Origin of the sequence: Streptomyces sp. NPDC059456, from assembly GCF_042750055.1 — a bacterium.
In the GTDB taxonomy this organism is placed as follows: Bacteria; Actinomycetota; Actinomycetes; order Streptomycetales; family Streptomycetaceae; genus Streptomyces.
In genome coordinates, this window is the sequence record NZ_JBHYVA010000029.1 from 1 (window position 1) to 26,541 (window position 26,541).

Annotated in this window: 26 protein-coding genes and 1 pseudogene; 14 read left to right on the forward strand and 13 right to left on the reverse strand. The window is 73.1% G+C overall.

Annotated elements, in window-relative coordinates; translation table 11 throughout:
• Positions 1-218: 218 nt before the first annotated feature.
• On the reverse strand, positions 219-458 hold the full coding sequence (locus ACFXA3_RS04875; protein WP_385182003.1) for a hypothetical protein: 240 nt from the start codon (positions 456-458) through the stop codon (positions 219-221).
• A 192-nt stretch (positions 459-650) separates the two neighbouring features.
• The gene (locus ACFXA3_RS04880; protein WP_385182005.1) at positions 651-4,004 is read right to left on the reverse strand and encodes a BTAD domain-containing putative transcriptional regulator; all 3,354 of its coding nucleotides are present in this window, start codon (positions 4,002-4,004) and stop codon (positions 651-653) included.
• Positions 4,005-4,136: 132 nt separating this feature from the next.
• On the opposite strand from ACFXA3_RS04880, the gene ACFXA3_RS04885 reads away from it, so the two are divergent.
• Together ACFXA3_RS04885 and ACFXA3_RS04890 are read left to right on the forward strand one after the other, a co-directional pair.
• Positions 4,137-5,357, forward strand: a complete 1,221-nt coding sequence (locus ACFXA3_RS04885) for an amidohydrolase family protein (protein WP_385182008.1) — start codon at positions 4,137-4,139, stop codon at positions 5,355-5,357.
• A 69-nt stretch (positions 5,358-5,426) separates the two neighbouring features.
• A complete protein-coding gene (locus ACFXA3_RS04890) occupies positions 5,427-6,254 on the forward strand; it encodes a trypsin-like serine peptidase (RefSeq protein ID WP_385182011.1) in 828 nt (275 codons plus the stop codon).
• Positions 6,255-6,273: 19 nt separating this feature from the next.
• On the opposite strand, the gene ACFXA3_RS04895 is transcribed toward ACFXA3_RS04890, so the two are convergent.
• The 5 genes from ACFXA3_RS04895 to ACFXA3_RS04915 all read right to left on the reverse strand — a co-directional run bounded on the left by ACFXA3_RS04895 (position 6,274) and on the right by ACFXA3_RS04915 (position 10,587).
• Complete coding sequence (locus tag ACFXA3_RS04895) at positions 6,274-6,714, reverse strand: NUDIX hydrolase (RefSeq protein WP_385182013.1); 441 nt, start codon at positions 6,712-6,714, stop codon at positions 6,274-6,276.
• Positions 6,715-6,948: 234 nt separating this feature from the next.
• Entirely contained in the window at positions 6,949-8,151 is a 1,203-nt protein-coding gene (locus ACFXA3_RS04900) for an ABC transporter permease (RefSeq protein ID WP_385182016.1), read from the reverse strand.
• A complete protein-coding gene (locus ACFXA3_RS04905) occupies positions 8,148-8,963 on the reverse strand; it encodes an ABC transporter ATP-binding protein (RefSeq protein ID WP_385182019.1) in 816 nt (271 codons plus the stop codon). Before ACFXA3_RS04905 ends, ACFXA3_RS04900 begins: the two co-directional genes overlap by 4 nt.
• Positions 8,960-10,072 carry a peptidoglycan-binding protein gene (locus ACFXA3_RS04910; protein WP_385182022.1) on the reverse strand — a complete coding sequence of 371 codons (1,113 nt, stop codon included), beginning with the start codon at positions 10,070-10,072 and terminating at the stop codon, positions 8,960-8,962. The genes ACFXA3_RS04905 and ACFXA3_RS04910 overlap by 4 nt, the downstream gene beginning before the upstream one ends.
• A complete protein-coding gene (locus tag ACFXA3_RS04915) occupies positions 10,069-10,587 on the reverse strand; it encodes a hypothetical protein (RefSeq protein ID WP_385182025.1) in 519 nt (172 codons plus the stop codon). The genes ACFXA3_RS04910 and ACFXA3_RS04915 overlap by 4 nt, the downstream gene beginning before the upstream one ends.
• A gap of 102 nt (positions 10,588-10,689) precedes the next feature.
• On the opposite strand from ACFXA3_RS04915, the gene ACFXA3_RS04920 reads away from it, so the two are divergent.
• The 3 genes from ACFXA3_RS04920 to ACFXA3_RS04930 are packed head-to-tail and all read left to right on the forward strand — an operon-like array spanning position 10,690 to position 13,608.
• On the forward strand, positions 10,690-11,355 hold the full coding sequence (locus ACFXA3_RS04920) for a response regulator transcription factor (protein WP_385182028.1): 666 nt from the start codon (positions 10,690-10,692) through the stop codon (positions 11,353-11,355).
• The gene (locus ACFXA3_RS04925) at positions 11,352-12,638 is read left to right on the forward strand and encodes a sensor histidine kinase (protein WP_385182031.1); all 1,287 of its coding nucleotides are present in this window, start codon (positions 11,352-11,354) and stop codon (positions 12,636-12,638) included. Before ACFXA3_RS04920 ends, ACFXA3_RS04925 begins: the two co-directional genes overlap by 4 nt.
• Positions 12,639-12,663: 25 nt before the next feature.
• Positions 12,664-13,608, forward strand: coding sequence for a L,D-transpeptidase family protein (locus ACFXA3_RS04930; protein WP_385182034.1), 945 nt, complete (start codon positions 12,664-12,666; stop codon positions 13,606-13,608).
• A 105-nt stretch (positions 13,609-13,713) separates the two neighbouring features.
• Here ACFXA3_RS04930 and ACFXA3_RS04935 read toward each other — a convergent pair.
• Positions 13,714-13,931: pseudogene (locus ACFXA3_RS04935) on the reverse strand (hypothetical protein).
• A 296-nt stretch (positions 13,932-14,227) separates the two neighbouring features.
• On the opposite strand from ACFXA3_RS04935, the gene ACFXA3_RS04940 reads away from it, so the two are divergent.
• From ACFXA3_RS04940 to ACFXA3_RS04975, 8 genes are all read left to right on the forward strand, one after another.
• Positions 14,228-15,175 carry an LLM class F420-dependent oxidoreductase gene (locus tag ACFXA3_RS04940; protein WP_385182037.1) on the forward strand — a complete coding sequence of 316 codons (948 nt, stop codon included), beginning with the start codon at positions 14,228-14,230 and terminating at the stop codon, positions 15,173-15,175.
• A gap of 18 nt (positions 15,176-15,193) precedes the next feature.
• Positions 15,194-15,979, forward strand: coding sequence for an SDR family NAD(P)-dependent oxidoreductase (locus ACFXA3_RS04945; RefSeq protein WP_385182040.1), 786 nt, complete (start codon positions 15,194-15,196; stop codon positions 15,977-15,979).
• 116 nt (positions 15,980-16,095) lie between these two features.
• On the forward strand, positions 16,096-17,217 hold the full coding sequence (locus ACFXA3_RS04950; protein WP_385182043.1) for an LLM class flavin-dependent oxidoreductase: 1,122 nt from the start codon (positions 16,096-16,098) through the stop codon (positions 17,215-17,217).
• A gap of 125 nt (positions 17,218-17,342) precedes the next feature.
• Positions 17,343-19,082 (forward strand): amidohydrolase family protein, encoded by a 1,740-nt coding sequence (locus ACFXA3_RS04955; RefSeq protein ID WP_385182046.1) that lies wholly within the window; start codon positions 17,343-17,345, stop codon positions 19,080-19,082.
• Complete coding sequence (locus ACFXA3_RS04960; protein ID WP_385182049.1) at positions 19,079-20,551, forward strand: aldehyde dehydrogenase family protein; 1,473 nt, start codon at positions 19,079-19,081, stop codon at positions 20,549-20,551. The genes ACFXA3_RS04955 and ACFXA3_RS04960 overlap by 4 nt, the downstream gene beginning before the upstream one ends.
• A 233-nt stretch (positions 20,552-20,784) precedes the next feature.
• Complete coding sequence (locus ACFXA3_RS04965; protein WP_385182052.1) at positions 20,785-22,365, forward strand: APC family permease; 1,581 nt, start codon at positions 20,785-20,787, stop codon at positions 22,363-22,365.
• A gap of 74 nt (positions 22,366-22,439) precedes the next feature.
• Positions 22,440-22,730, forward strand: coding sequence for a hypothetical protein (locus ACFXA3_RS04970; protein WP_385182055.1), 291 nt, complete (start codon positions 22,440-22,442; stop codon positions 22,728-22,730).
• 61 nt (positions 22,731-22,791) lie between these two features.
• Positions 22,792-23,586 (forward strand): DUF4239 domain-containing protein, encoded by a 795-nt coding sequence (locus tag ACFXA3_RS04975; RefSeq protein WP_385182058.1) that lies wholly within the window; start codon positions 22,792-22,794, stop codon positions 23,584-23,586.
• A 4-nt stretch (positions 23,587-23,590) separates the two neighbouring features.
• Here ACFXA3_RS04975 and ACFXA3_RS04980 read toward each other — a convergent pair whose 3' ends face one another.
• Positions 23,591-23,989 carry a VOC family protein gene (locus ACFXA3_RS04980; RefSeq protein WP_385182061.1) on the reverse strand — a complete coding sequence of 133 codons (399 nt, stop codon included), beginning with the start codon at positions 23,987-23,989 and terminating at the stop codon, positions 23,591-23,593.
• Positions 23,990-24,109: 120 nt separating this feature from the next.
• On the opposite strand from ACFXA3_RS04980, the gene ACFXA3_RS04985 reads away from it, so the two are divergent.
• Positions 24,110-24,313 (forward strand): hypothetical protein, encoded by a 204-nt coding sequence (locus tag ACFXA3_RS04985; protein ID WP_385182063.1) that lies wholly within the window; start codon positions 24,110-24,112, stop codon positions 24,311-24,313.
• A gap of 20 nt (positions 24,314-24,333) precedes the next feature.
• Here ACFXA3_RS04985 and ACFXA3_RS04990 read toward each other — a convergent pair whose 3' ends face one another.
• The 4 genes from ACFXA3_RS04990 to ACFXA3_RS05005 form a co-directional block, all read right to left on the reverse strand.
• Entirely contained in the window at positions 24,334-24,870 is a 537-nt protein-coding gene (locus ACFXA3_RS04990) for a hypothetical protein (protein ID WP_385182066.1), read from the reverse strand.
• A complete protein-coding gene (locus ACFXA3_RS04995) occupies positions 24,867-25,115 on the reverse strand; it encodes a hypothetical protein (RefSeq protein WP_385182068.1) in 249 nt (82 codons plus the stop codon). Before ACFXA3_RS04995 ends, ACFXA3_RS04990 begins: the two co-directional genes overlap by 4 nt.
• Before the next feature lie 80 nt (positions 25,116-25,195).
• On the reverse strand, positions 25,196-26,056 hold the full coding sequence (locus tag ACFXA3_RS05000) for an LLM class F420-dependent oxidoreductase (RefSeq protein WP_385182070.1): 861 nt from the start codon (positions 26,054-26,056) through the stop codon (positions 25,196-25,198).
• Between the two features lie 78 nt (positions 26,057-26,134).
• Positions 26,135-26,541: ADP-ribosylglycohydrolase family protein (locus ACFXA3_RS05005; protein WP_385182073.1), on the reverse strand; the 407-nt coding region annotated here is incomplete at its 5' end.

Genomic DNA, 26,541 nt, shown 5'->3' on the forward strand with positions numbered 1-26,541 from the left:
GCGGTGGCTCCCCCTCCGGGCCACCGCGGCCGCCGTTCCTGTGGTGCGTCGTGCCGGTGGTGCGTCGTGCTCCCCCGTGCACCCCCGTAGTCCCCCGTGGGTCCCCCAGTGACCCCGCGACCCCCGTGGAGTTCCCCCGTATCCCCCGTGGTCCCCCCGTTGGTCCCGGCCCCCCGTATCCCCCGTGGGACCGTCCCCCGTTTCCCCCGTGGGACGTCTTACGGACGCGGACCGGACGCGTGGTTGTCCAGCGTCACGATCTCCTCGTCCGAAGCGTGGTTGTCCTGCGGCTTGTCGAGCGGCTTGATCTCGATGCCGGAGGCGTGGTTGTCCATCGGCGTGATGTCGACGCCCGGTGAAAGCGTGCCGTCGAGCGGCTTGATCTCGATACCCGACGCGTGATTGTCGAGCGGCCTGATGTCGCCGTCGTTCGGCAGGATGTTCTCGTTCGTCGTCATCGGTTCTCCTGATGGTGGGTCGGGCCCGTTCGGCGATTCCCCCGCGGACCGCCGAACGGGTGGTCCTCCAGCCGACTCCCGCGCCCCCCGACGCGGTGAGTCGATGCACCCATCGTGGCGGACGGCGATAAACGAACGATGAATGCCGCGTTCATCCCGCGATCGGTGCAGCTCAGGCCGCCGTCGCGCTCTCTAGGCCGCGATTTCGGCAGCCAGCAGGGCCTGCACCTCGGCCAGTTCCGCCGACTTCAGCTGCTTGAAGACGACCTCGGCGTCCCGCCAGCACACCCGCGCCCGGTCCCGCTGCCCCAGCCTGCGCAGCGCCTTCCCCAGCACCGTCAGCACCGTCGCCCGGCGCCACTCCCCGCCGATCCCGCGCAGCGCGATGGCCTGCTCGGCGTGCGCGGCCGCCAGCGTCGGCCGGTGCGCCGCCAGATGGGCCTCGGCCAGCCGGAAGTGCGTCACGCCCTCCCACAGCGGCTGCCGGTTGTCGTGGAACAGCGACAGCGCCTCGGTGAGCTGCGTCTGCGCCTCACCGAGCCGGCCGGCCTGGGTGAGCGCGATGCCCAGCGCGTACCGGCCGTTGGCCAGCCGCAGGGTCAGGCCCATCCGGTCGTATATGGCGATGCCCTGCTCGGCCAGCTCGATGGCGCTCGTCAGCCGGCCCAGCCCGACGTGGATCCGGGACAGGTTGCACAATGCGCTCGCCTCGCCGATGTGGTTGCCGTCGGCGCGGAAGTTCTCGATGGCCTCCAGCAGGTACCGCTCGCCGTCGGCCCACCGGGCCTGGTAGAGGGCGATGATCCCGCGGTCGTTGGGCGCCCAGCAGCTGGGCAGCGGATCGCCGGCCTCGCGGGCCAGGTCCATCGCCTGCCGGGCCTCGGCGTCGGCCTCGCCGAACCGGCCCGCGACCAGGTGGACGTTGGTGAGGGTGGTCCGGGCCCGGCCCTCCGCATGTGGGTCCTTCGCGGCGTGCGCGGCGTCGCGCAGGGCCACGGCGGCCGACTCGTACTGCTTGGAGTTCGCCCCCGACTCGGCGAGGTCCTTCGCCGCCCACAGCAGGTCCACGGCCCGGCGCAGCACGTCGTCCTGCCCGGTCGAGCGTACGGAGGCCTGCCGGACGCAGGCCAGCAGCGGGTCGGCCTCGGCGTACAGCCAGTCCAGGGCGGCGCGGGGCTCGGCGAAGCGCAGCCCGGGGTAGTGGGTGGCGGACAGGTGCGCGGGCAGCCGGTCGCCGGGCCGCTCCACGGCGTACACCGCGGAGGCAGTGGCCAGGTAGAAGTCCAGCAGCCGGTCCAGGGCCGCCTCCCGCCCGCTCGGCGGCTGCTCGTCGCGTTCGGCGCAGGCGCGCGCGTACAGGCGTACGAGGTCGTGGAAGCGGTAGCGGCCGGGCGCGGCCGATTCGAGGAGGGAGCAGTCCACTAAAGCCTCGAGGAGGTCCTCGGTGTCGTGCTCGGCCCGGTCGAGTACGGCGGCCGCGGCGGAGAGGGAGATGTCGGGCCCGTCGGCGAGGCCGAGGAGTCGGAACGCGCGCTGCTGGGCGGGCTCCAGCTGCCCGTAGCCGAGCTCGAAGGTGGCTTTGACGGCGAGGTCGCCGGCCTGGAGCTCGTCGAGGCGGCGGCGCTCGTCGGCGAGCTTCGCGGCGAGGACGGACACCGTCCAGGTGCGGCGGGCGGCGAGCCGGGAGGCCGCGATGCGGATGGCGAGCGGCAGGAAGCCGCAGGCGCCGACCACGTCGAGGGCGGCCTGGCGTTCGGCGCCGACCCGCTCCGCACCCACGATCCGGGTGAACAGCTGGAGGGCCTCTTCGGGGCTCATCACGTCCAGGTCGACGAGATGGGCCCCGGCGAGGCCCGCCATGCGGACCCGGCTCGTGACGAGGGCGGCGCAGCCCGCGGTGCCCGGCAGCAGCGGGCGGACCTGGGCGGCGTCGCGGGCGTTGTCGAGCAGGACCAGGACGCGGCGGCCGTCGAGCGTGGACCGGTACAGCGCGGCCCGCTCGGCGGCGGTGTCCGGGATGGCCGTGTCGGGGGTGCCGAGGGCGCGCAGGAACGAGCCGAGGACGGCGACCGGCTCGGCGGGCCGCGGCTCGGTGCCCTGGAGGTCGACGTACAGCTGCCCGTCGGGGAAGTGCGGGCGGGCGGCGTGCGCGACGTGCACGGCGAGGGTGGTCTTGCCGACACCGCCGATGCCGGCGAGCGCGGAGACGGCCATGATCTGGCCGCCGACCCCGGCCAGGATTTCGCCGAGCTCGTTGACGAAGGTGGCACGGCCGGTGAAGTCGGCGACGGTGGCGGGCAATTGGGCAGGCCTCACGAGTGCGGGCGCGGCGGCCGGAGCCGGGTCTTCGGCGCAGGCGAGTTCGGCGTCCGCGCGCAGGATGCGCTGTTGCAGCGCGGACAGTTCGGGGCGGGGGTCGACCCCGAGTTCGTCGGCGAGGAGCCGGCGGGTGTCCGCGTACACGGCGAGCGCCTCGGCCTGCCGGCCACTGCGGTACAGGGCGAGCATCAGCAGCTCGCGCAGCCGCTCGCGCAGCGGGTGGGCGGCGGTCAGGGCGGTCAGCTCGGAGACGGCCTCGGCGTGCTGGCCGACCTCCAGATCGAGGTCGAGACGGGTCTCCAGCAGCTGCAGCCGCCATTCCACGAGCCGGGTCCGCTCGGTCTCCGCGTGCGGACCGGGCACTCCGGCGAGCGGTTCGCCGTCCCACAGGTCCAGGGCGCGGCCGAGCAGCGTACGGGCGAGGGTGCGGTCGCCGGCGCCGCGCGCCTGGTCGGCGTCGGCGGCGATGCTGCGGGCGACCCCGAGGTCGAGGGCGCCGGCGGGGGTGTGGATCGCGTAGCCGCCGGACTCGCTGACGAGCATGCCGGGCGAGAGGACCTTGCGCAGCCGGGAGGCGTACGTACGGATCGTGGCCAGGGCCTGCTGCGGCGGGTCCTCGCCCCAGATGGCGTCGATCAGCTCGGGCGCGGTGGCGGTCCGGCCGCCGCGCAGCAGGAGCGCGGCGAGCAGGGCGCGCTGCTGCGGGGTCCCGGAGGGCAGCGCCTCGCCGCCGCGCCAGGCCCGGATCGGCCCGAGCACGGCGAACCGCGTCCCGGCGGTGCGCCCGTCGGCCTCGGCGCCGGCGGCCCCGACGGACCGTCCGGGCGAGGGCACCCCGGGCAGCGCCCCGGCGGGATCGGCGGCCGGGGCGGTGTCCTCGCCGCCGGCCCCGTCCGGGGAGGCGTCCACGGCCCTGGACGCGGCGCCGGGCGCGGGCTCGGCCGCCGGCTCGGCATCGGGGCCGGCTGCGGGGCCGTCACCGGCCGCGGGGCCGGCCGCGGGGTTGACCGCGGGGCCGGCCGCGGGGTTGACCGCGGGGTCGGCACCCGGCGCGGGAGCGGGATCGGGCTGGGGCGTGCCGGCGTGGGCGGGGTCGCGCGGACCGGCCGTGGGATCGGGCGAGTTGGCGGGCCGGGCCTCGGCCGTGGCGTCCGGCGCGGCAGCGGATTGGCGCCGGGCTGCCTCGGGGTGGTTCCGCTGGTGCGGGATGGCCGGTATGCCGTCCATCTGTCGTCCCCCCTGCCTTCCGTCGGTGTAAGGGCCAGTCTGCCCTGTCTTGCGCTTACCCGTCAGCCCGTGTCGGACCGATCACCCTCCAACTAGCTGACGGTTCGTCAGATCAGCGCTACCGTAGTCTGCATGGAGACCTTCCCGAAGATCATCTCGGTGGACGACCACACGGTTGAGCCTCCCCACGTCTGGCGGGACCGGCTCCCGTCCAAGTACCGGGACTCCGGCCCCCGGATCGTCCGCGCCCCCCTGAAGGAAATGACCTTCCTCGGCGGCAAGTTCGCCCCCGTGATGGGCACCAGGGGAGACGACGGTCCGATCGGCGACTGGTGGGTCTACGAAGACCTGCACCGCCCCCTCACCCGGCTCGACACCGCCGTCGGCTACGACCGCGACGAGATCAGGCTGGAGGTGATCACGTACGAGCAGATGCGCCCGGGGTCGTTCTCGGTTCCCGACCGCCTCGCGGACATGGACGTCAACCACGTCCAGTCCGCCCTCTGCTTCCCCACCTTCCCCCGCTTCTGCGGCCAGACCTTCACCGAGGCCAAGGACCGCGAACTGGGGCTGCTCGGCGTACGGGCCTACAACGACTGGATGGTGGAGGAGTGGTGCGGCCCCGACGCCCGCGGCCGGCTGATCCCCCTCACCCTCGTCCCGCTCTGGGACGCCCGCCTGGCCGCCGCCGAGGTCCGCCGCAACGCCGCACGCGGCGTCCGCGCCGTCGCCTTCTCCGAGATACCGCCCCACCTCGGACTCCCTTCCGTCCACACCGACGAGTGGGACCCCTTCCTGGAGGCGTGCAACGAGACCGGCACGGTCATCGCCATGCACATCGGCTCGTCCTCGCGGATGCCGTCCACCTCCGCGGACGCCCCGCCCGCGGTCGGCTCCACCATCACCTTCGCCAACTGCTGCTTTTCAATGGTCGACTGGCTGATGAGCGGCAAGTTCGAACGCTTCCCCAACCTGAAGATCATGTACGCGGAAGGCCAGATCGGCTGGATCCCGTACATCCTGGAACGCGCCGACGTCGTCTGGGAGGAGAACCGCGCCTGGGGCGGCGTCGCGGACAAGGTGCTGCGCCCGCCGTCGGAACTCTTCGCGGACCACGTCTTCGGCTGCTTCTTCGACGACCCCTTCGGGCTGAAGAACCTCGACTCCATCGGAGTCGCCAACGTCCTCTACGAGACGGACTACCCGCACTCGGACTCGACCTGGCCCAAATCCCGCGAGGTCGGCGAAGCCCAGATGGGGCACCTCGCGCCGGACGTCGTCGAGCGCATCGTCCGCGGCAACGCCATCGACCTGCTCGGCCTGACGCCGGAAGGGCTGTGGCCCGGGGCATAGTGGTCCCCTTGCGGCGAAGGCGAACGACAAGGCATGCTTCGCCGGAGCAAAGTGGGAGGGGCGGTGGCGGTGGACAAGCGGACCGTGGTGACCGGGGTGTTGTGCGCGGTGGCGGCGCTGGGCGCGTCCGCTGCCATGACGAAGGTGGTGCCGGCTGCGGAGGGCCGGTCGGCCACGCAGGTGAAGGCGGCGGCTCCGGCGAAACCCTCACCGGGCTCGTCTTCGCGATCGCAAGCGGCTAAAGAGCCGCAGCTGAACACCTCGGGCACGCCCCGGCCGGGCAGCCCCGCCGCCTTCACCGGCGCCCTCTTCGAGGGCGGCGTGCAGGGTGATCACTTCTGCACCGCCACCGTCGTGCACAGCCCGGGCAAGAACATGATCGTCACCGCCGGGCACTGCCTGCTCGCCGGGAAGCACGACGGCGGCGGAGCCGTCTTCGCACCCGCGTACGCGAACGGCGGTGCCCCGTACGGCGCCTGGACGATCGAGGAGGTCTACGAGGACCCCCGCTGGTCCGACGATACGGACGACGACTACGACCTCGCCTTCGCCCGGCTCGCCCCGGACGCCTCCGGCCGCAACATCGAGGACGTCACGGGCGCCGCGACCCTGGACACCACCGGCCGCTCCGGCGAGGAGATCACCGTCACCGGCTACCCGGCGGACCGCAAGGTCCCCCGTACGTGCACGGCGTCGGCGATCCGCGAGACCCCGACCGAACAGCGCTTCGACTGCGCGGACTTCCCGGGCGGCACGAGCGGCAGCGCCTGGCTCGCCCGCGACGGGAAGATCATCGGCGTCCTGACGGGCGGCGACACGGACGACGTCTCGACCAGCACCATCCTCGGCGACTACGCGGCGGCGCTGTACGCGAAGGCGACCACCGCCGCCCGCTAGGGGGTGCGAGCGCCGCCGGTCAGACCACCAGCCCGAGGTGCACCGGCCCGGCCGGCGCGTCGGCCAGCAGGTCCGCGAGCCGCGGCGGCCACAGGGGCTCCCCGAGCGTGGCCAGCGCCCGCTGCGACAGCCACCGCCAGTGCGCGTCGGGCGACTCGGGCACGGGATCGCGCCGCGGGCCGGTGGTCACGTAGACGTGTTCGTGCTGGCGGACGGGGATCCCCTGGTGGGTGAAGTCGTGCTCCCAGGTGCACAACAGCCGCTGCGGCTCGAGATCGGTCCACCCGGTCTCCTCCCGCAACTCCCGCCGCACGCACTCCTCGGGAGTCTCCCCGGGGTCGATCCCGCCACCGGGCGGCAGCCAGTGGATGCCGACCTCGCTGTTGTTCTCACGGAAGAGGAACACCGACCCGCTGGGCGAGAGGATCACAATGCGGGCTGCCTGCCTGGGAGTTCTCATCACCTCAGCGTACGACGCGAGACGCGATCGGGGGATGGGGCGAGGAGGGTGCTGCGCCCGGCCGGGGCGGGGTCCGGGGGGCACGCCGACCGGGCTCGGCGTCGTGCGGCCGGCTCGGACTGGACATGCGCCGCCACGGATCGCCCCGCGCGGTCAGGTCCTGGAACGCCTGGTCGGACCGGGTCCCGGACCGGGTTCCGGACCGGGTTCCGGACCGGGTTCCAGCACTCCCGCCTATCCCGCCTGGAGGGCCAGGGTGGGGGAGAGGCGGGCCGCGCGGACCGCCGGGTAGAGGCCCGCCAGGGTGCCTATGGCCAGGGTCGATGCGAAGCCGCCGGTCACCGCCCAGAGGGGGACCACCCAGGGGAGGTCGCCCGCGCGGGCGTAGGCCGCCGTGGCCGCCGCGCCGAGCGCGATGCCCGCCAGGCCGCCGAGCCCCGACAGGAGCAGGGACTCCGTGACGAACTGGATGCGCACCTGGCCCTTCGTCGCGCCCAGGGAGCGGCGCAGGCCGATCTCGTGGCGGCGTTCCAGGACCGAGATGATCATGGTGTTCGCCACCCCGACCCCGCCCACCAGCAGGGCGATTCCGCCCAGGCCGAGGAGGAGGGTGCTGAAGGCTCCTTCCGTCGCCGCCTTCGCCTGGAGGGCCGCCGACGGGTCCGTCACCGAGACCGTGCTCGGCGACTGCGGATGGGCCGTCGGGGCGATCAGGCCGCGGACCGCCGTGACGCGGTCGTCCGCCGAGCGCTCGTAGATCGCCGTCGGATGGCCGTCGAAGCCGAGCAGCTGCTCCGCCGCCTCCCAGCCGATCAGCGCCGAGCGTTCGATCTCCGGGGCGAGCGGGACCGGGTCCAGGATGCCGATGACGGTGAAGTACCGGCCGCCGATGAACACCTGCTGCCCCGGCCCGGTGATGCCCAGCCGCTGCGCGGAGACGTTCCCCAGCACCACCGACGGGTAGCGTCCGGTCGCCCCGTTGAGCCAGGTCCCCGTCTGCATCCGGGCGCGCAGGACCTTCAGGAGGTCGTCCTTCGCCGCCTTCAGGCCGATGCCGCCCGTCTCCTCCTTCGGGATGTTCTCCGACCGGCGTACGGACTGTGCGACGTCGCCCGTCGTACCCACCGATTCGACCCCCTCGATGCGGGAGATCATGCCGGGTGCCTCCTTGGGCAGTTTCGTGTCCTGCCCCGAGAACATCGACTGGCCCGGCGTCGCGACCAGCATGTTCGTGCCCAGCTCGTCGAGTTCCCGCAGCAGTTTGGCCTGGCTGGACGAGGAGACCCCGACGACCGCGATCATCGTCGCGATGCCGATCGCGATCCCGAGCGCGGACAGGAACACCCGCATCGGGCGCGAGCGCAGCCCCGCCGAGCCGACGTGCAGGACGTCCCGCGGGCCGAGCCGGGACGGGCGCAGCTTCCTTGTCGCCCTCACCGCGTCCCCGCCCCCGACCCTGCCGCCGTCCCCGTCCCCGTTCCCGTCCCGGTTCCCGTGTTCCACACGTCCGCCACGATCTCGCCGTCCCGGATCCGCACCTGCCGCGGCAGGCTCGCCGCGATCTCGTGGTCGTGGGTGATCACGGCGATGGTGGCTCCGTCCCGGTTCAGCTCGTGCAGCAGCTCCATCACCGACTGCCCGGACGCCGAGTCCAGGGCGCCCGTCGGCTCGTCGGCCAGCAGCAGGTCCGGTTCGCCCGCGACCGCCCGGGCGATCGCCACGCGCTGCTTCTGCCCGCCGGACAGCTCGTGCGGCCGGTGTTCCATCCGGTCGCCGAGGCCGACCCGTTCCAGGGCCCGCTCCGCCCGGCGGCCGCGTTCGGCGCGCGAGAGGCCGGAGTACAGCAGTCCCTCCGCGACGTTCGCCCTGGCGCTGATGCCGGGTACGAGGTGGAAGGACTGGAAGACGAAGCCGACGTGGCGTGAGCGCAGCGCCGACAGGGCGCGGTCGGAGAGGGCCGCGACGTCGTGCCCGGCGATGGCGACGTGGCCGGCGCTGGGGCGGTCGAGGGTGCCGACGATGTGCAGCAGGGTGGACTTCCCGGAGCCGGAGGGGCCGACGATGGCGAGGAGTTCGCCGTTCAGGACGGTCAGGTCCACCCCGCGCAGGGCCTTGACCCCGCCGGGGTACTCCTTGGCGACGCCGGTCAGTTCCACGACGGCGCGGGCGTGCCGGTGCCCGGCGGGAGGTCCGGCCGTCGGTCCGTGCGTCGGCCCGGCCGCCGGTCCGTTCGTTTCTGTCGTCGTCACTGTGCCGGGATCCCCACCTGCATGCCCTCCTCGAGGGCGTCCCCCCTGACCTCGACGCGGCCCTGCCCGAACATGCCGAGCTCGACCGGGACGTCACGGACCGCGCCGTTCTCGACGACCTGTACGCCGAAGCCGCCGCCGGACAGCGCGAGGAGGGCGTTGACCGGTACGGAGAGCACGTCCTTGCGGGTCTCGCCGGTGAGCCGGACCGACACCGGGGACTGGTCCGGGCCCTTGATCTCGGAGGCGTGGTCGAGGGACACGCTCACCTCGACCTTCGGCTTCCCGCCGCCACCGCCACCGCCGCCCCCGGCCCCGCCTCCGCCGCCGTTCGGGTCGTCCGGGTTCGCGGTGCTGCCCACCGAGTCGATCTTCCCGGTGGCCGTGCCGCCGCCCGGCAGTTTCACCGTCACCGCGTCGCCGGTCCTCGCCGCGCCCGCCTTGGCCACGTCCAGCTGGAAGCGGACCATCCGCTCGGTCCCGGTCAGGGTCAGCACCGGCTTGCCCGGTGCCGGCTCGTCGCCGACCGCCGCGTCGTTCCTCTGCACCCGCTGCGGTCCCGCCGCGAAGGCGATGTCCTCCTTGCCGACCTCGCCGGTCTCCGCCGCCTTGTGGGCCTTCTGCCAGCGCTTGACCGCCGTCGCCGTGCCCGCCGTGAAGGTGCCGTCCTCCGGGTCGAGCCCGGTCCCGTACCCGAGGGCCTGGAGGTTGCGCTTGAGCTGCTTGACGTCCTCGCCCTTGTCACCGGTCTTCATCTGCCGGTACACGGGCGTGCTCCCGTACATGAGCCGCACCGGCCTGCCGTTGACCTCGTACAGCCTCCCGTCCCGCTCGATCGCCGTGCCGGCGCCCGCGGCCCACGTCAGCACCCCGGGCCCGCCCGCGCCGAGCTTGCGCTCCTGCGCGTAGCCGAGCGTGCCCTCCACGGTGAGGCCGGAGCCGAGGTCCCCGCGCGTGACGGGGGCCATCTGCTGCGGCCGTCCGTCCGTGCGCCGGTCCTTCGACCGGTCGGAGTCCGTCCGCGGCTGGGCCGTCACCGCGTACCCGCCGCCCGAGACGGCGAGCACGACGGCCAGCGAGCCCAGCAGCCACTTGCCGCGCCGCCTCACGCGACGTCGCACTTCTTCTGGGCGTCCTGGAAGGCCTGCTCCTGGCCGTCGGGGATCTTGGTCGCGCTCATGGCGCTCCCGTTGAACTCGGGGTCGGGGATGTTCACGCCGTTGTCGCGCATGCACTTGGCCCACTTCAGGGCCTTGTCCTTCTGCTCCTGCGACACCTGGCCCGTGCCGGGCGCCTGCATTCCGCACGCCTCGAAGGCCTTCTTCAGCGCCTCCGGATCCTCGCTGCCCGAGCCCAGCGTCATCCCGCGCGGGTCCTGGCCGGGCTCCGGGTCGGGCGCGTCGATGCCGTGCTCGCGCAGGCACTTGCGGGTCTTGAGCGCCTTGTCGGCGTCCGCGCCGCTCGCCTTTCCGCCACCGCCGGCGCCCGACGCGTTCGACGACGTGCCGTCCTTCTTTCCGTCCTTTCCGTCCTTTCCGTCCTTGGCGTCCGAACCGGCACCGCCCGTGCACGCGGTGACGAAGAGGGTCAGCCCGGTGAGGGCCGCGGCCGTGGTCATGGTCATGGATCGATTCATGCGGCCGACCCTCCACCCGATGCGGGTTTCGCTTCTCTCTCCGATCTTGCTTATGACGAGGAAATACGAGATTCCGGTAAAGAGGGCGGCATGCGAGTTCTGGTGGTGGAGGACGAGGAATTCCTCCGGGAGATGATCGCCGAAGGGCTGCGCCGCGACGCGCTGGCCGTCGACGAGGCGGGCGACGGCCCGGAGGCCCTGCGCCGGCTGCGCCTCGGCGAGTACGACGTCCTCGTCCTCGACCGCGACCTGCCCGGCCTGCACGGGGACGAGGTCTGCCGGCAGGTGGTGCGCGAGCGGCTGCTGACCCGCGTCCTGATGCTGACCGCCTCCGGGACCGTACGGGACCGGGTCGAGGGACTCGGCCTCGGCGCCGACGACTACCTGACCAAGCCGTTCGCCTACGACGAACTCCTCGCCCGCGTGCTGGCGCTCGGCCGGCGCACCCGGCCCGCCCTGCCGCCCGTGCTGGAGCGCTGCGGGATCGCCGTGGACACCGCCCGGCGGACCGCGACCCGCGACGGGCACCGGCTCGCACTGTCCCGCAAGGAGTTCGCGGTGCTGGAGGCGCTGCTGCGGGCAGAGGGCGCGGTGCTCGGCAACGACGACCTGATCGAGCAGGTGTGGGAGGAGGACACCTCGTACAGCACCAACGCCGTACGGGTGACCCTCAGCAAGCTGCGGGCCAAGCTGGGCGAGCCGCCGCTGATCGAGACCGTGCCGGGCGCCGGCTACCGGATCACCGGTCCGCGATGAGAGCGGTGCTCCATTCCGAGCGCGCCCGTCTCACCGCGCTCTACGGCTCCCTGCTCGTCCTCGCCGGCGGCGGCCTGATCGCCCTGATCAACGTCCTGCTGCGGGACGGGCTCTACACCCGCATCAGCGGAGCCGTCACCACCGCCGTCCCCGGCACCGGGTTCGCACGCGCCGCCGTCGAAGGGCAGCCGGTCAGGGCGGTGCCCGCCCAGCGGCTACCGCCCGGCGCCGCCCTGCCCACCCAGGAGCAGCTGCGCACGTACGCGGTCACCCGCAACCTCTCCGACGCCGTCGAGGCCGCCACCCTCCACGAACTGCTGGTCGTCTCGCTGATCGCGCTCGCCGTCTTCGCCGTGCTGTCGATCTGGCTGGCCTGGTGGATGGCGGGCCGCGTGCTGCGCCCCGTCGGCGTCATCACCGAAACGGCCCGCCGCCTTTCGGGGGAGAACCTGCACGAGCGGATCGGCCTCAAGGCCCCGCCCGGCGAACTCAAGCGGCTGGCCGACACCTTCGACGGCATGCTCGACCGGATGGAGAGCCTGGTGGGCGCGCAGCGCCGGTTCGCGGCCAACGCCGCCCACGAACTGCGCACCCCGCTCGCCGTCCAGCGGGCGGCCGCCGAGATCGGGCTGGCCGGGGACCCGCCGCCGGAGAAGGTGGCGCGGATCCGGTCCAAGCTGATCGGCGTCGCCGAGTCCGGCGAGCACCTCGTGGAGTCGCTGCTGCTGCTCGCGGTGTCGGAGGAGGGCCTGGACAGCACCGGCCCGGTGGACCTCACGGCGCTCGTCGAGGCGGAACTGGCGCAGGCGGAACTGGCGCAGGCGGAACCGGGGCAGGCGGAACCGGGGCAGGCGGAACCGGCGCGGACCGATCCGGCCGTCGTGCGGCGTCTGGTCCCGGCGACCGTGACGGGGGACCGGGCGCTGCTCGGGCACCTGGTGCGGAACCTGCTGGTCAATGCCGTGCGGCACAACCGGCCCGGGGGCCGGATCACCGTGGCCACCTCCGCCGACGGGGTGCTGACGGTGTCCAACACGGGCCCGGTCATCGACCCCGCCGACGTGCCGCGGCTGCTGGAGCCGTTCCGGCGGCGGGCCGAGCGGCGGCACACCGCGGGGGAGGGCGCCGGACTGGGGCTGTCGATCGTCGCCTCGATCGCGCGGGCGCACGGCGCGAAGCTGGCGGTGCGGGCCAATCGGGGACCGGGCGGCGGGCTGACCGTCCGGGTGCGCCTTCCGGGGAGACCCGCGCCGCACCGGACGGCGTCGCCTCGGGAATCCTGATGATCGCGTGTGTACCGTCGGAGGCATGAGCGAGCACCCCCGAGCCGGCTCCCGCATTTCCCACGCCTTCCACAGCCTCCGGTCGCCCCGACGCGGCGCCCTCGCCGTCGCCGCCGCCGTGGGCCTGCTGGCCTTCGGAGCCGGCTGGGCCTACACCGTCCAGGACGACGATCCCGGCGCCGCCGTCCAGGCCCGGACCGGGGACCGCCCCGGGGACGGGGCGGCCGGGCGCGGCGGCCCGCGCCCGGCCGGTACCACCGACGCCGCCCCCGCCGATGCCGCCCGGGCCACCCGCGGTACGCGCGGCGCCCCGGGGGCGCCCGGTGCCCCCGCGGCCCCGGGTGCCCCCGGGACCGCCGCCGCGTCCCCCGACGCCGACCGGGGACTCCCGGACGTCAGCGACGAGACCCGGGCGAAGATCCCGGCCACCGCCCGCCAGCTCCTCCTCGTCACCGGCAAGGGGACGGACTCCTCGGAGTCCACGGCAACCCTCTACACCCGGCCGTCGGCCGCCGCGGACTGGGTCAAGAGCAGCGGCAGCTGGCCCGCGCACAACGGCGCCAGCGGCTGGAACTCCGGCGAACGCGAGGACGGGGACCTCACCACCCCCGTGGGCGTGTTCACCCTCTCCGACGCGGGCGGTCTGCTGGAGAAGCCGCCGGGCACGAAGTTCCCGTACGACCACAACCGGCTCTTCGTCCCCACCGGCCGGGGCGTGAACGGCGAGTCCCTCGCGGGCGCCTTCGAGTACGTCGTCGCGATCGACTACAACCGCCGGACGGGGTTCTCCCCGCTGGACCTGGTCAAACCGGAGGGTGAGGACAAGGGCGGCGGCATCTGGCTGCACGTCGACCACGACGGCCCCTCGCAGGGCTGCATCGGCATTCCGAAGGAGGCCATGCAGAAGCTCCTGGGCACGCTGGACCCGGCGGCGAAGCCGGTCATCGTGATGGGCCCGGCCGGCTTCTGACCTCCCGGCCGCTGACCTCCCGGCCGCTGACCTCCCGGCCGCTGACCTCCCGGCCGCTGACCTCCCGGCCCCTCACTGCCCGTCCCCCCGACCGCCGGTGCGCGGTCAGGGGGTGAGGTCCACGATGCGGACCGGCTCGCCCTCCCACCGTTCGGGGAACGTCGTGGCGACGACCGCTCCCCCGGGGCGTTCGGGCGTGGGCCCGGCCGCGTACTGGCTGTGCGCCGGCCCGCCTCGGCGTGGGCGCGGTGGATGAGACGGGAGGCCAGGACGTTGTCCTGGCCCGCCGCCGGCATCGCCGTCTCGTCCAGCACGATGTGCATCTCCGTCACGGTCGCCGCACCTCGGCCGGCCGCCGGTCCAGCTCGCCGTCCAGCTCGCCGTCCAGCTCGCTGTCCAGGTCTCGCCGCTCGGCGGCCGTCGGCGCGTATCCGTTCCAGTCGTGCAGTGCGAGACGTGCGCGCCCGGGGCGGCCGGGTCGAACCCCTTGCCTGACGGACCGTCAGCTACGACGATGGCCCCCGGCGCCGACCGGGCGCGCCGGCAGTCGCGGGCGCGGCCGACACCTGCGCCGACGCGGAAGGCAACGGCACGGGGCGGACGACGAAGCGGAGGCGCCATGGCGCGCGTGTTTGCGGAAGGCCGGCTGGTCTACGGGATGCAGCTCCCGATCCAGTCGCAGAGCACCATCTACGCCGAGCCCTGGGAGGCCTCGGCGACCGCCCTCGACCTCGCCGAAGTGGCGCGGGCCGCCGACCGGGCCGGCTTCGGGTACCTCGCCACCTGCGACCACGTGGCCATCCCGCGCCGGCTCGCCGGTGCCATGAGCACCGTCTGGTACGACCCGGTGGCCACCCTCGCCTTCCTCGCCGGGATCACCGAGCGCGTCCGGCTGCTGAGCCACGTCGCGATCCTGGGCCTGCGCCACCCCCTGGTCAGCGCCAAGCAGTACGCCACCGTCGACCACCTCTCGGGCGGCCGGCTCATCCTCGGCGTCGGCGCGGGCCACGTGCAGGAGGAGTTCGAGGTTCTCGGCGCCGACTTCGCCGGGCGCGGCGCCGTCCTCGACGAGACCCTGGACGCGCTGCGCGCCGCCCTCGGGCCCGAGGAGTACCCGGAGTTCGAGGGCGAGCGGTTCGCCTTCAAGGACCTCGGGCAGCTGCCGCGACCCGCCCAGTCCCGCATCCCCGTCTGGGTCGGCGGCTCCTCGCCGGCGGCCGTCCGCCGGGCCGCGGTGCGCGGCGACGGCTGGCTCCCGCAGGGCGACCCGCGGGACCGGCTCCCGGCGCAGATCGCCCGGATCAGGGAGCTCCGTGCCGCGGCCGGGATCGCCGATCCCGTCGAGTTCGGTGCGATCACCGAGGCGCTGTACGTGGGCGAGCCCGGCTGGGACACCGGCCGGCGCACCCTCACGGGCAAGGCGGAGGTGCTCGCCGAGTCCCTCCGCGAGTACCGCGGGCTCGGCGTGGACCAGATCCAGGTCCGCTTCCGCTGCCGTGACCGGGCCGAACTGACCGACCAGATCACCGCTTTCGGGGCCGAGGTCGGCCCCCTCCTCAACGACTAGGCCTTCAGGGGGCACCACATGGGCAAGCTGGACGGGCGCGTCTTCGTCATCACGGGCGCGGCGCGCGGCCAGGGCGAACAGGAGGCCCGGCTGTTCGCCGCGGAGGGAGCCAAGGTGCTCCTCGGTGACGTGCTGGACGAGCAGGGCGCCGCCGTGGCCGAGGAGCTGGGCGAGGACCGGGCCCGGTACGTACGGATGGACGTGAGCCGGGAGGAGGACTGGGCGGCGGCCGTCGCGGCGGCCAAGGAGGCGTTCGGCCGGATCGACGGCCTGGTCAACAACGCGGGCATCCTGCGCTTCAACGAGCTGGTCTCGACGCCGCTGGAGGAGTTCCAGCAGCTGGTCCAGGTCAATCAGGTCGGCGCCTTCCTCGGCATCAAGACGGTCGCCCCGGAGATCGGGGCGGCCGGCGGCGGCACGATCGTCAACACGTCCTCGTACACGGGCCTGACGGGCATGGCGTACGTCGGCTCGTACGCGGCGACCAAGGCGGCGATCGTCGGCCTGACGCGGGTGGCCGCGCTGGAGCTGGCCGCCAAGGGCATACGGGTCAACGCGATGTGCCCGGGTGCCGTGGACACCCCGATGGCCAATCCCGGTCTGCTGGACCCGGAGAACATGAGCGACGAGGCGCGGGACGCGATGGCGGAGCTCTACCGGCGGGTCGTGCCGATGGGGCGGGTGGGCCGGCCCGACGAGGTCGCCAGGCTGGCCCTGTTCCTGAGCAGCGAGGACTCCTCGTACATCACCGGGCAGCCGTTCGTCATCGACGGCGGCTGGATGGCGGGCGTCAGCATCCTGTAGCCGCCCCCGAACCGTATCTGATGAGGCGTCAGGTATTGACGCTCCCGCTTCCGCGGTGGAACAGTCGACTCATCAAATCTGACGACACGTCAGAAATCGAAGGACGGTGAACCCCCTTGGAATTCGGGCTCTTCGTGCAGGGATACGTGCCTGAGGCGCGGTCCAAGGTCGACCCCGAGGCAGAGCACAAGGCGCTGATCGAGGAGACCGAGTACGTCATCCAGGCCGACAAGTCCGGCTTCAAGTACGCCTGGGCCTCCGAGCACCACTTCCTGGAGGAGTACTCGCACCTGTCGGCGAACGAGGTGTTCCTCGCCTACCTCGCCCACGCCACCGAGCGCATCCACCTCGGCTCCGGCATCTTCAACCCGCTGGCCCCGGTGAACCACCCGGTCAAGGTGGCCGAGAAGGTCGCCATGCTCGACCACCTCTCCAAGGGCCGCTTCGAGTTCGGTACCGGCCGCGGCGCGGGCAGCCACGAGATCCTCGGGTTCCTGCCCGGCATCACGGACATGAACCACACCAAGGAGATCTGGGAAGAGACCATCGCCGAGTTCCCCAAGATGTTCCTCCAGGAGGAGTACGAGGGGTTCCGGGGCAAGCACTGGTCGCTGCCCCCGCGCAAGATCTTCCCCAAGCCGTACGGCAAGGCCCACCCGGCCATGTGGTACGCCGCCGGCTCCCCCTCCTCGTACGCGATGGCCGCGAAGAAGGGCCTCGGCGTCCTCGGGTTCAGCGTCCAGAAGGTCTCCGACATGGAGTGGGTGCTGGAGCAGTACAAGACGGCCATCCAGGAGGCCAAGGCCATCGGCGCGTTCGTCAACGACAACGTGATGGTCACCTCCACCGCGATATGTGCCGAGACGCACGACAAGGCGGTGGAGATCGCGGTCAACGCCAACATGAACCGCTTCCAGTCGCTGGTCTTCCGCTACCACGACACCTTCCCGCGGCCCGAGGCGATCCCGCAGTGGCCCGAGACGCTGCCCGAGTACAACGCGGAGATCATCGAGCTGCTGATCGCCGAGGAGCTGCTGATCTGCGGGGACCCGTCCGAGGTGCTCGCGCAGTGCAAGCGGTGGGAGCAGGCGGGCGCCGACCAGCTGTCGTTCGGCCTGCCGACCGGCGTCTCGTACGAGGACACGATGACCACCGTCAAGCTCATCGGCGAGCACGTCATCCCGAAGATCGACACGGATCCGGTCCACCGCACGACGCGCTTCCGCCAGGCCGTCTGACCCGGCGGGGGAACAGGGGCGGCGTCTTCCCGGACCGCCGTCCCGGAACCAGCCCCGGCCGGGCGGCCACCGGCCGGGGCGCGGGGCGCGCGCCGCACCACGTACCGCAACGCAGAAGGGGAGTCATGCTCGACCACCTGATCAAGGGAGCCACCGTCGTGGACGGGACGGGCGGCCCCGCGTTCACCGCCGACATCGGGATCCGCGACGGGCGGATCGCCGTCATCGGAGCGCCGGGCACGGTCACGGAAGAGGCCCGCACCAGCGAGGACGCCACCGGGCTCGTGCTGTGCCCCGGCTTCGTCGACCCCCACACGCACTACGACGCCCAGCTGTTCTGGGACCCGTACGCGACCCCCTCCATGAACCACGGCGTCACCACCGTCGCCGGCGGCAACTGCGGGTTCACCCTGGCCCCGCTGCACCCCGACCGCCCCGAGGACGCCGATTACACGCGCCGCATGATGAGCAGGGTCGAAGGCATGGCCCTCAAGGCGCTGGAGGAAGGCGTCGACTGGACCTGGTCCACCTTCGGCGAGTACCTCGACGCCCTCGAAGGACGGATCGCCGTCAACGCCGGGTTCATGGTCGGCCACTGCGCCCTGCGCCGGCACGTCATGGGTGCGGACGCCGTCGGCGGCCGGCCCACCCCCGAGCAGATGCAGCAGATGCTCGACCTCTTCCACGACGCCATGAACGCCGGCGCCTGGGGCCTGTCCACCACCCAGTCCGCCACCCACTCGGACGGTGACGGCGCCCCCGTCGCCTCCCGGCACGCCGGGCCCGCCGAGCTCCTCGCCCTCTCGAAGGCCGTCTCCGAGCACGAGGGCACCCAGCTCGAAGCGATCGTCGCCGGCTGCCTCGACCAGTTCGCCGGCGGTGTGATAGGCCGCCGCGGCGAGTTTTTAGGCGCCCCCCGCCGCCCCCCGAACAGGGACGGCCGCCCCAGACGACCCCCCGGCCCCCCACCGGGGCCCCGCCCCCTCGTACCGAGCGAACGCGCCCGCAAGGCCGGCGGCCGCATCGTCGCGCTGACCATGCCGATCCTCACCCCCATGAACATGTCCCTCGGCACGTTCTGCGCCCTGAACCTGATCCCCGGCTGGGGCGAGGTCCTCGGCCTGCCCGTGCCCGAACGGATCGCGAAGCTGCGCGACCCCGCCGTACGGGCCGAGATGCTGCGCCGCGCCGACAGCAAGGAGGCCGGCGTCTTCCGGCGCCTGGCCCACTTCGGCCGCTACGTCATCGGGGACACGTACAGCGAGGAGAACGAGGGCCTGTCCGGCCGCGTCGTGAACGACATCGCCGCCGAGCGCGGCCAGGACCCCTTCCACTGCCTGGTCGAGATCTGCGCCAACGACGGGCTGCGCACGGTGCTCTGGCCCATGCCCACCGACAACGACCCGGCGAGCTGGGCGCTGCGCGCCGAGACCTGGCAGCACGAGGACGTCATGCTCGGCGGCTCCGACGCCGGCGCGCACCTGGACCGGATGTGCGGGGCCCCGTACACGACCCGCTTCCTCGGCGACTGCCTGCGCGGCCGCAAGCTGGTGCCGCTGGAGCAGGCGGTGAAGATGCTCACCGACGATCCGGCGCAGCTGTTCGGGCTGCGCGAACGCGGCCGGATCACCGAGGGGTTCCACGCGGACCTGGTGCTCTTCGACCCGGAGCGGATCGAGGCCGGCCCGGCCACCCTCGTCCACGACCTGCCGGGCGACAGCCCGCGCCTGGACGCCCGGGCGATCGGGATCGTGTCCGTACGCGTCAACGGCGTCGAGACCATCCGCGACGACCGGGTCACGGGGGCGGTCCCCGGGACCGTGCTCCGCTCGGGCCGCGACACGAGGACGGTGAGCACGCGATGAGCGGGACCCCGCGGCAGGGGCTGTACATCGGCGGCGAGTGGGTGGAGCCGGCCGGCGGTCACTACGAGGTGGTCAACCCGGCGGACGAGACGGTGGTCGGGCTGGCGCCCGAGGCCTCGCGCGGCCAGGTCGAGGAGGCGGCGCGGGCCGCGGCGGACGCCTTCGAGGGCTGGTCCCGTACGCCCCCCGAGCAGCGGGCGGCGATCCTGGACCGGGCCGCGGACATCATGCAGCGCGAGTACGAGCCGTGGTCGGCCCTCGCCCGGGCCGAGACGGGCGCGCCGACCGGGATCGCGCGCGGCATGCAGGTCGGGGTCGGGGTCGCCCGCTTCCGGCGGTACGCGAAGGGCGCCCTCGAACCGGTCGAGCGCGGGCTGGCGCCGCAGGTCACCGAGGCCGGGCCGATGGGGAAGGCGAGCATCCTGGGGGCGCTGGAGGTGCGCCAGCCGGTCGGCGTGGTCACCTGCATCACCTCGTACAACAACCCGTGGGCGAACCCGGCGGGCAAGGTGGCCCCGGCCCTGGCCATGGGCAACACGGTGGTGGTCAAGCCGGCGCCGCAGGACCCGCTGTCGGTGTTCAAGATGGCCGAGGCCCTGCACGAGGCGGGCGCCCCGGCCGGTGTCGTCAACGTGGTCTGCGGTGCCTCGGTCGAGGTCGGCGAGGCCGCGGTGGACTCCCCGTACGTGGACATGGTGTCGTTCACCGGATCCACGGGCGTCGGGCAGCGCATCGCGGAGGTCTGCGGCCGTTCGATGAAGCGGCAGCTGATGGAGCTGGGCGGCAAGGGTGCGGCGATCGTCTTCGGGGACGCCGACCTGGACGCGGCGGTGACGGGGATCGGCACCACCTTCTCCTTCTACAGCGGCCAGATCTGCACGGCACCGACCCGGGTGATCGTCCACCGGTCGGTCTACGAGCGGCTCGTCGAGAAGCTGACCGGCTACCTGGCCTTCATGAAGGTCGGCGACCCGGCGGTGGCGGGCACGGTGGTCGGCCCGGTGATCTCCGCGGCGCACCGGGACCGGGTGGAGTCGTACGTCGAGCTCGGCCGCAAGGAGGGCGCGCGGATCGCGTACGGCGGCGAGCGTCCGGTGGTGGGGGAGGGCCGCGGTTTCTACGTGGCGCCGACGCTGCTGGTGGACTGCACGAACGACATGCGGGTGGTCCGGGAGGAGATCTTCGGCCCGGTGGTGGTGGTCGTGCCGTTCGACGGGGGCGAGGACGAGGCGGTCCGGCTGGCCAACGACAGCGATTTCGGCCTGCTGAGCTACGTGTGGTCCGGGGACGCGGCCCGCGCGTTCCGGGTGGCGCGCCGGCTCCGCGCGGGCGGGGTCGGCGTGAACACGATCGGCCGGAACATGGAGGCGCCGTTCGGCGGCTTCAAGCGGTCGGGAGTCGGGCGGGACGTGGGCTCGTACGCACTGCACGCGTACAGCGAGGTGCAGTCGATCGTCTGGACGACCTGAGACTCAGGTCACACGGGAAAGTTCAGATCGGTACAAAAGGGGTACCGCTGCGGTTTCCGCATTCCGGAACACGATGTCCGCCCCCTGTTGAGCAGGGGGCGGATGCGCGCATGAACCTTGCATTAAGTGTTAATGAACCGCCGTGTGCTCTGGATTCGAAGGTGTTCCCGCCGGTAGCCGCTCGGACTCAAACCCCCCGGATATGGAAAACGCAGCCTCTAACGTCCTGACCCATGACACAGCTGGACGATCGGCCTCGGGTCGCGGACACGGTGAACGGCGTCGCCGGCGGCGCGGCCGGCGAGGCCCCCGGCGGAGTGCGGGGCAAGGGGCTCGGCAAGGGCTCCGTGGGCCTGGTGGGAAGCGCCGTCATCGGCATCTCCACCGTCGCCCCCGTCTACTGCCTGACCTCGACCCTCGGCTCCACCGCCGGCGAGGTCGGCGTCCGGATGCCCGCGGTCTTCCTGGCCGGCTTCCTGCCCATGCTGCTCGTCGCCTTCGCGTACCGCGAGCTCAACAAGGCCGTCCCGGACTGCGGCACCTCCTTCACCTGGACCGTGAAGGCCTTCGGCCCGCGGATCGGCTGGATGTGCGGCTGGGGCCTGGTGATCGCCACGATCATCGTGCTGTCCAACCTGGCGGGCGTCGCGACCTCCTACTTCTGGCTGCTGGCCGGCGAGATCACCGGCAACCCGTCGATCGCCGCCCTGGACGACAGCAAACTCGTCCACATCGCCACCTGCCTGACCCTCATCGCCGCCGCGACCGCCATCAGCTACCGCGGCATGACCGCCACCAAGGGCGTCCAGTACACCCTGGTCGGCCTCCAGCTCGCCGTCCTCGCGCTCTTCGTCGCGATGGCCCTCCAGAAGGCCTCGGCCGGCAGCTTCGACACCGGCCTGGACTTCTCCTGGCAGTGGATGAACCCCTTCGCCGTCGAGTCCATGGGCGCCTTCACCGCCGGACTCTCCCTCTCGATCTTCATGTACTGGGGCTGGGACACCTGCCTGACGGCCAACGAGGAGACGATCGGCTCCGCCAAGACCCCCGGCCGCGCCTCCCTCATCGCGATGGTCGTCCTGGTCGGCTCGTACCTGGCCACCGGCGTCGCCGCCCAGATGGCCGTCGGCTCCGGCACCGCCGGCCTCGGCCTCGGCAACCCGCAGACCTCCGGCAACGTCTTCGCCGCCCTCGCCGGCCCGGTCATGGGCCCCGTGCTCGGCATCCTGCTCTTCGTCGCGGTCCTGGCCTCGGCGACCGCCTCGCTCCAGACCACGTTCATCCCGGTCGCCCGCACCGTCCTGGCCATGTCCACGTACGAAGCCCTCCCGGCCTCCTACGCCAAGGTCCACCCGCGCTTCAAGACCCCGGGCCGCGCCACCGTCATGGCGGGCGCCGCCACCGGCGCCTTCTACACCGTGATGACCCTGGTCAGCGAGAACGTCCTGACCGACACGATCTTCGCGCTCGGCCTGATGATCTGCTTCTACTACTCGCTGACGGCCTTCGCCTGCGCCTGGTACTTCCGCGGCGAGCTGCGCCGCTCCATACGGGACCTCTTCTTCAAGGGCGTCTTCCCGGTCCTCGGCGGACTCCTCCTCGCCGGCGTCTTCCTCAAGACCCTCGTCGACATGTGGAACCCGTCGTACGGCTCCGGATCCACCGTCCTCGGCGTCGGCAGCGTCTTCGTCATCGGCGTCGGCCTGCTCGCCCTCGGCCTGGTGATCATGCTGGTCACCGCACGCCGCAGCCCGGCCTTCTTCCGCGGCGAGATCCTGACGAAGTCCACCCCGGCCCTGGTCGTCGAGGACTGACCCGGCGGGCCCGGCGGTCACCCGAAGTGGGGCGGGGCGGTGACCCGGGGGGCCGCCGGGTCGTTCTGCACGGCATGAACGCCATGAAGCGCCGCCTCACCGCCCTGGTCCTCACCAGCGGCGCCGCCCTCGCCCTGACCCCCGTCGCCGCCCACGCCGACGGCCCGACCATCGAGGGGCAGCCCGTCACCCAGCGCATCGGCCACATCGCCAACCACCCCGGCCAGGCCGTGGACGACACGAAGACGGCCCTCGCCGTGACCGCCTCCGCCGCCGGCTCCGCCACCAAGGCCACCGACGCCTCCCTCACCGGCGCCGGCACCGCCCTGAGCAGCGGCCTCCCGAAGCCCCCCGCGGTCCACTGACCGACCGGGCGGGTGGCGGTCCACGCCGGGCCTTCACGGGGGGTCGATCGTTGAGCAGCCCATGATCCTCTGGTTGCTCAACACCTTCAGCACCTTCACGCTCGGCGTCCTCCTCGTCGGCGGCTTCGTCGCGCTCGCCGTGGGCGGCAGCCTCGCCGCCCGCCGCCGCTTCCCGCACCTGGCCGGCGGCGAACACAACGAGATGGTCGGGGTGGCCCTCGGCATGTTCGGCGCGATCTACGGCATCATCCTCGCCTTCGTCGTCGTCACGCTCTGGACGCAGCTGGAGAACACCGAGACCGTCGTCGCGACCGAGGCGACCGACCTGGCCCTCGTGGTGCGCAGCGCCGAGGCCTTCCCGCCGGCCGAACGCGCCCGCGTGGAGCGGGCGGTGGGCGACTACGTACACGCCGTCGTCGAAGTGCAGTGGCCCAGGATGCGCGACGGCGTCCCCAGCTACGACGCGACCGCCGAGCAGACCCACGGCCTCTACCGGGCGTTCCAGGCGTACGAGCCCAGCGGTACCCGCAGCCAGACCTTCTACGAGCAGGCCGTCGGCCGCATCAACGACGTCGCCGCGCAACGCCGGGCCCGCATCTCGATGGCCGAAACGTCCCTGCCGGTGCTGCTCCAGGTCCTGGTGTACGGGGGCGCGCTCGTGATCCTCCCGCTCACCTTCCTGTTCGGCCTGCGCAGCCTGAAGATGCAGCTGCTGTTCGTCTCGGCGGTGGCCGGGCTGATCGGCTTCAGCCTGCTGCTGGTGATGGCGCTGGACCGGCCGTTCGCGGGCGACCTGAGCGTGAGCCCGGCCCCGTACAAGGAGGCGGCACTGGCCCAGTTCTGGCCGGCGCGGTAGCGGCTCAGCCCCAGGTGCGGGAGCACAGGACGAGGCGGTAGCCGTCGGGGTCGGCGACGGTGACCCCGTGCTCGTCCCAGTACGGGTTGTGCGCGGCGACCCGCGTCCCGCCGTGCTCCACGAGCCGCCGGACGAGGGCGTCGTCGGGGGCTTCGCCGAGGTAGACGACGAACAGGTCGTCGACGGTGGGCGACGGCGCGACGGGGTTGCGGGGATCGCGGGTCAGCTCGAAGTGCCACCCCCCGTCGGCGGGCCCCACCATCAACAGCTCGTGCTCCCCGGGCCCCGCACCGGCACTGCGCCACTGCACCCCGAGCCCGAGCCCCCCGACGTAGAACCGCTCGGCGGCCTCCAGATCGAGCGACGGCCGGGCGATGCGGACATGGGTACCGGAAGTGATCACGGGGGGAGTGTAGGCGGCGGTGCTGTGCGAACCGGTGCGCCAGGAGTTCCTGCGTGCCGTCGGGGGCCGCCCGGCCTACTACGAGGCGGAGGCCTGCTGCGGGAGACCTTCCCGCGCTTCGTGGCCCGCGACTCCGTCTGGGAGGACGCCTCGGCACTCCAGCAGAGGATGGCCGGCGAAGGCTGCCACCGGTGCGCGAGCCCGGTGGACCTGCTCGTCGCCGTCATCGCACAGCACCACAAGTTGACCGTCCTCCACCAGGACGCGGACTTCGAGGCCATCGGCCGCATCACGGGGCAGCCCGTGCGACGCATCGCGGACTGAGCGCGCCGCGCCGCCCGACGTCAGGGCCGCCAACGGGGGGCGTTGTCGTTCGGGGTGTGGGGGCTGGCGAAGTGGAAGGGGACGCCCAGGCGGGCCGCCAGGGCCGTGCCGGCGCGGGTGGCCACCGTCGCGGACGGTTCGGGACCCGGGGCGCCGTCGCCGAGGGTGCGCAGGGCTGCGTCCCGGTGGACGGTGGCCAGCTCGTGCTCGCCCGGCGGGCCGGCGGTGACGGCCAGCAGGATCACGAACCAGTCGTGGACCGTGTCCCCGTCCCAGACGGCCTCGACCGCCACCACGCGCCCCGGGAGCCCGGCGGCGCGGGCCGTCAGGGAGTCGAGGTCGACCGGGCAGTCGGGGGTGCGGGCGATCCGGTCGCCGAAGTGCCGGTAGCGGTCGCCGACGAGGAACTGGGCGTGCGCGAGGCCGAGTCCGCCCGCGCGGCCGGCCTCCCAGGCCGTCCGGACCGCCTGCATGAAGCGGTCCTGGAGGACGTACCCGTCGATCTGCGTGCGGACGCCCGCCGGCAGCCGCTCCCACCAGTGGCTCCACTCGCTCATGCCGGCCCCTCCGGGACGAAGACGCTGACCCGGTGCGTGGTCGGATGCACGAGGCGGCCGCAGAACATGTCGATGCGCACGTGCTCCGGGTCGATCCCCCGGCCCTCCGCGTAGAGGCGGCGGAGGTACTCCTTCAGCTCCCCCTGGTCCCGGGTCGAGAACAGCGGTTCCCAGCGGCCCGGTACGTCCCGTAGCCGGCGCTGGGCCCGCTCCCTGCTCCGCTTGCGTTTGCGCTGGCCCGGCATGTGGATCAGCCCCCTCTCGGGGTCATGGTCGCGCCGGTCCCGGGCCCGCGTCGAGTGAATTGGCCGAGTGGATCGGCGGCTCAGAGGTACTGCGCGTAGTCGTCCAGCACGCGCAGGATCTCGTCCTCCTGCGCCGGCGGGAGCTGGAGGACGACCTCCTCGATGCCCAGGTCGGCGTAGTGGCCGAGCTTGCCCGGGCTGGGCCGGACCGCGTACGGGACCACCTGGAGGTCCTTCGGGTCGCGGCCCGCGGTCTCCCAGACCCGGCGCAGCACCGGCATCGACTCGGAGAGCCCGCCGCCGCCGATCGGGAGCCAGCCGTCGGCGTGGTCGGCGATGGCGGCGAACAGCTTCGGGCCGGCGGCACCGCCGATCAGGGTGCGGGGGCCGTGCAGGGGGTGGCCGGGGCCGAGTTCGCGCGCCGGCTGCACCGGCTTGGGGTGCGCCGAACTGGCCTGGACCGTGCAGAACTCGCCGACGTACGCGGTGGGTTCCGGAGCCCACAGGGCGCGCATCAGGGCCATCCGGTCCCGGACGAGCTCGCGGCGGGTGCGCCAGTCGACGCCGTGGTCGGCGGCCTCCTCGACGTTCCAGCCGTACCCGATCCCGAGGGTGAAGCGGCCGCCGGAGAGGTGGTCCAGCGTGGCGATCTGCTTCGCGAGGTCGATCGGGTCGTGCTGGGCGACCAGGGTGATGCCGGTGCCGAGGGCGAGGCGCTCGGTCACGGCGGCGGCCTGGCCGAGGGCGACGAACGGGTCGAGGGTGCGCCCGTACACCTCGGGGAGGTCGCCGCCCATGGGCGCGGAGGTGTCGCGGGAGACCGGGATGTGCGTGTGCTCGGGGAGGTAGAGCCCCGCGAACCCGCGCTCTTCGAGGGCGCGGGCGAGACGGACGGGGGAGACGGTGTGGTCGGTCAGGAAGATGGTCGTGGCGATCCGCATGGCTGAGGGCACCTCCGTGGTTCCCGGGGTCGGCGAAGGGCCACGCTACGGCCTGCGCGGCGCAATGTTGAGGGGGCGTCAGCCGACGGGATAGCGGGCCGTCCAGCCGGCGGTGGTCTCCGGGGCGGCCGGGCCGTGCAGGGAGGGGCCCTGGGTCATTTCGAGGGCGAAGTCGTCGGCGAGTTCCAGCAGGGTGGCGCGGCCTTCGAGGACGGCGAGCCACCCGCCCGGGAGGGCGGTCTCGCCGTGCAGGGCGCCGAGCAGTGCGCCGCAGAGGGCGCCCGCGGCGCCGGGGTCGCCCGCGTGGGTGACGGCGAGGCGCAGGCCGTGCGGGACGTCCTCGGCGACGAGCGCGCAGTAGACGGCGACGGCCAGGGCGGCCTCGGCGTGGCCCTCGGCACCGTGCACCCCCCCCCCGGAGGCGAGGCCGGCGACGGGTACGGGGGCGGGGGGGCCCCGCGGGCCGGGCGCCGCGGCCCCCCGGG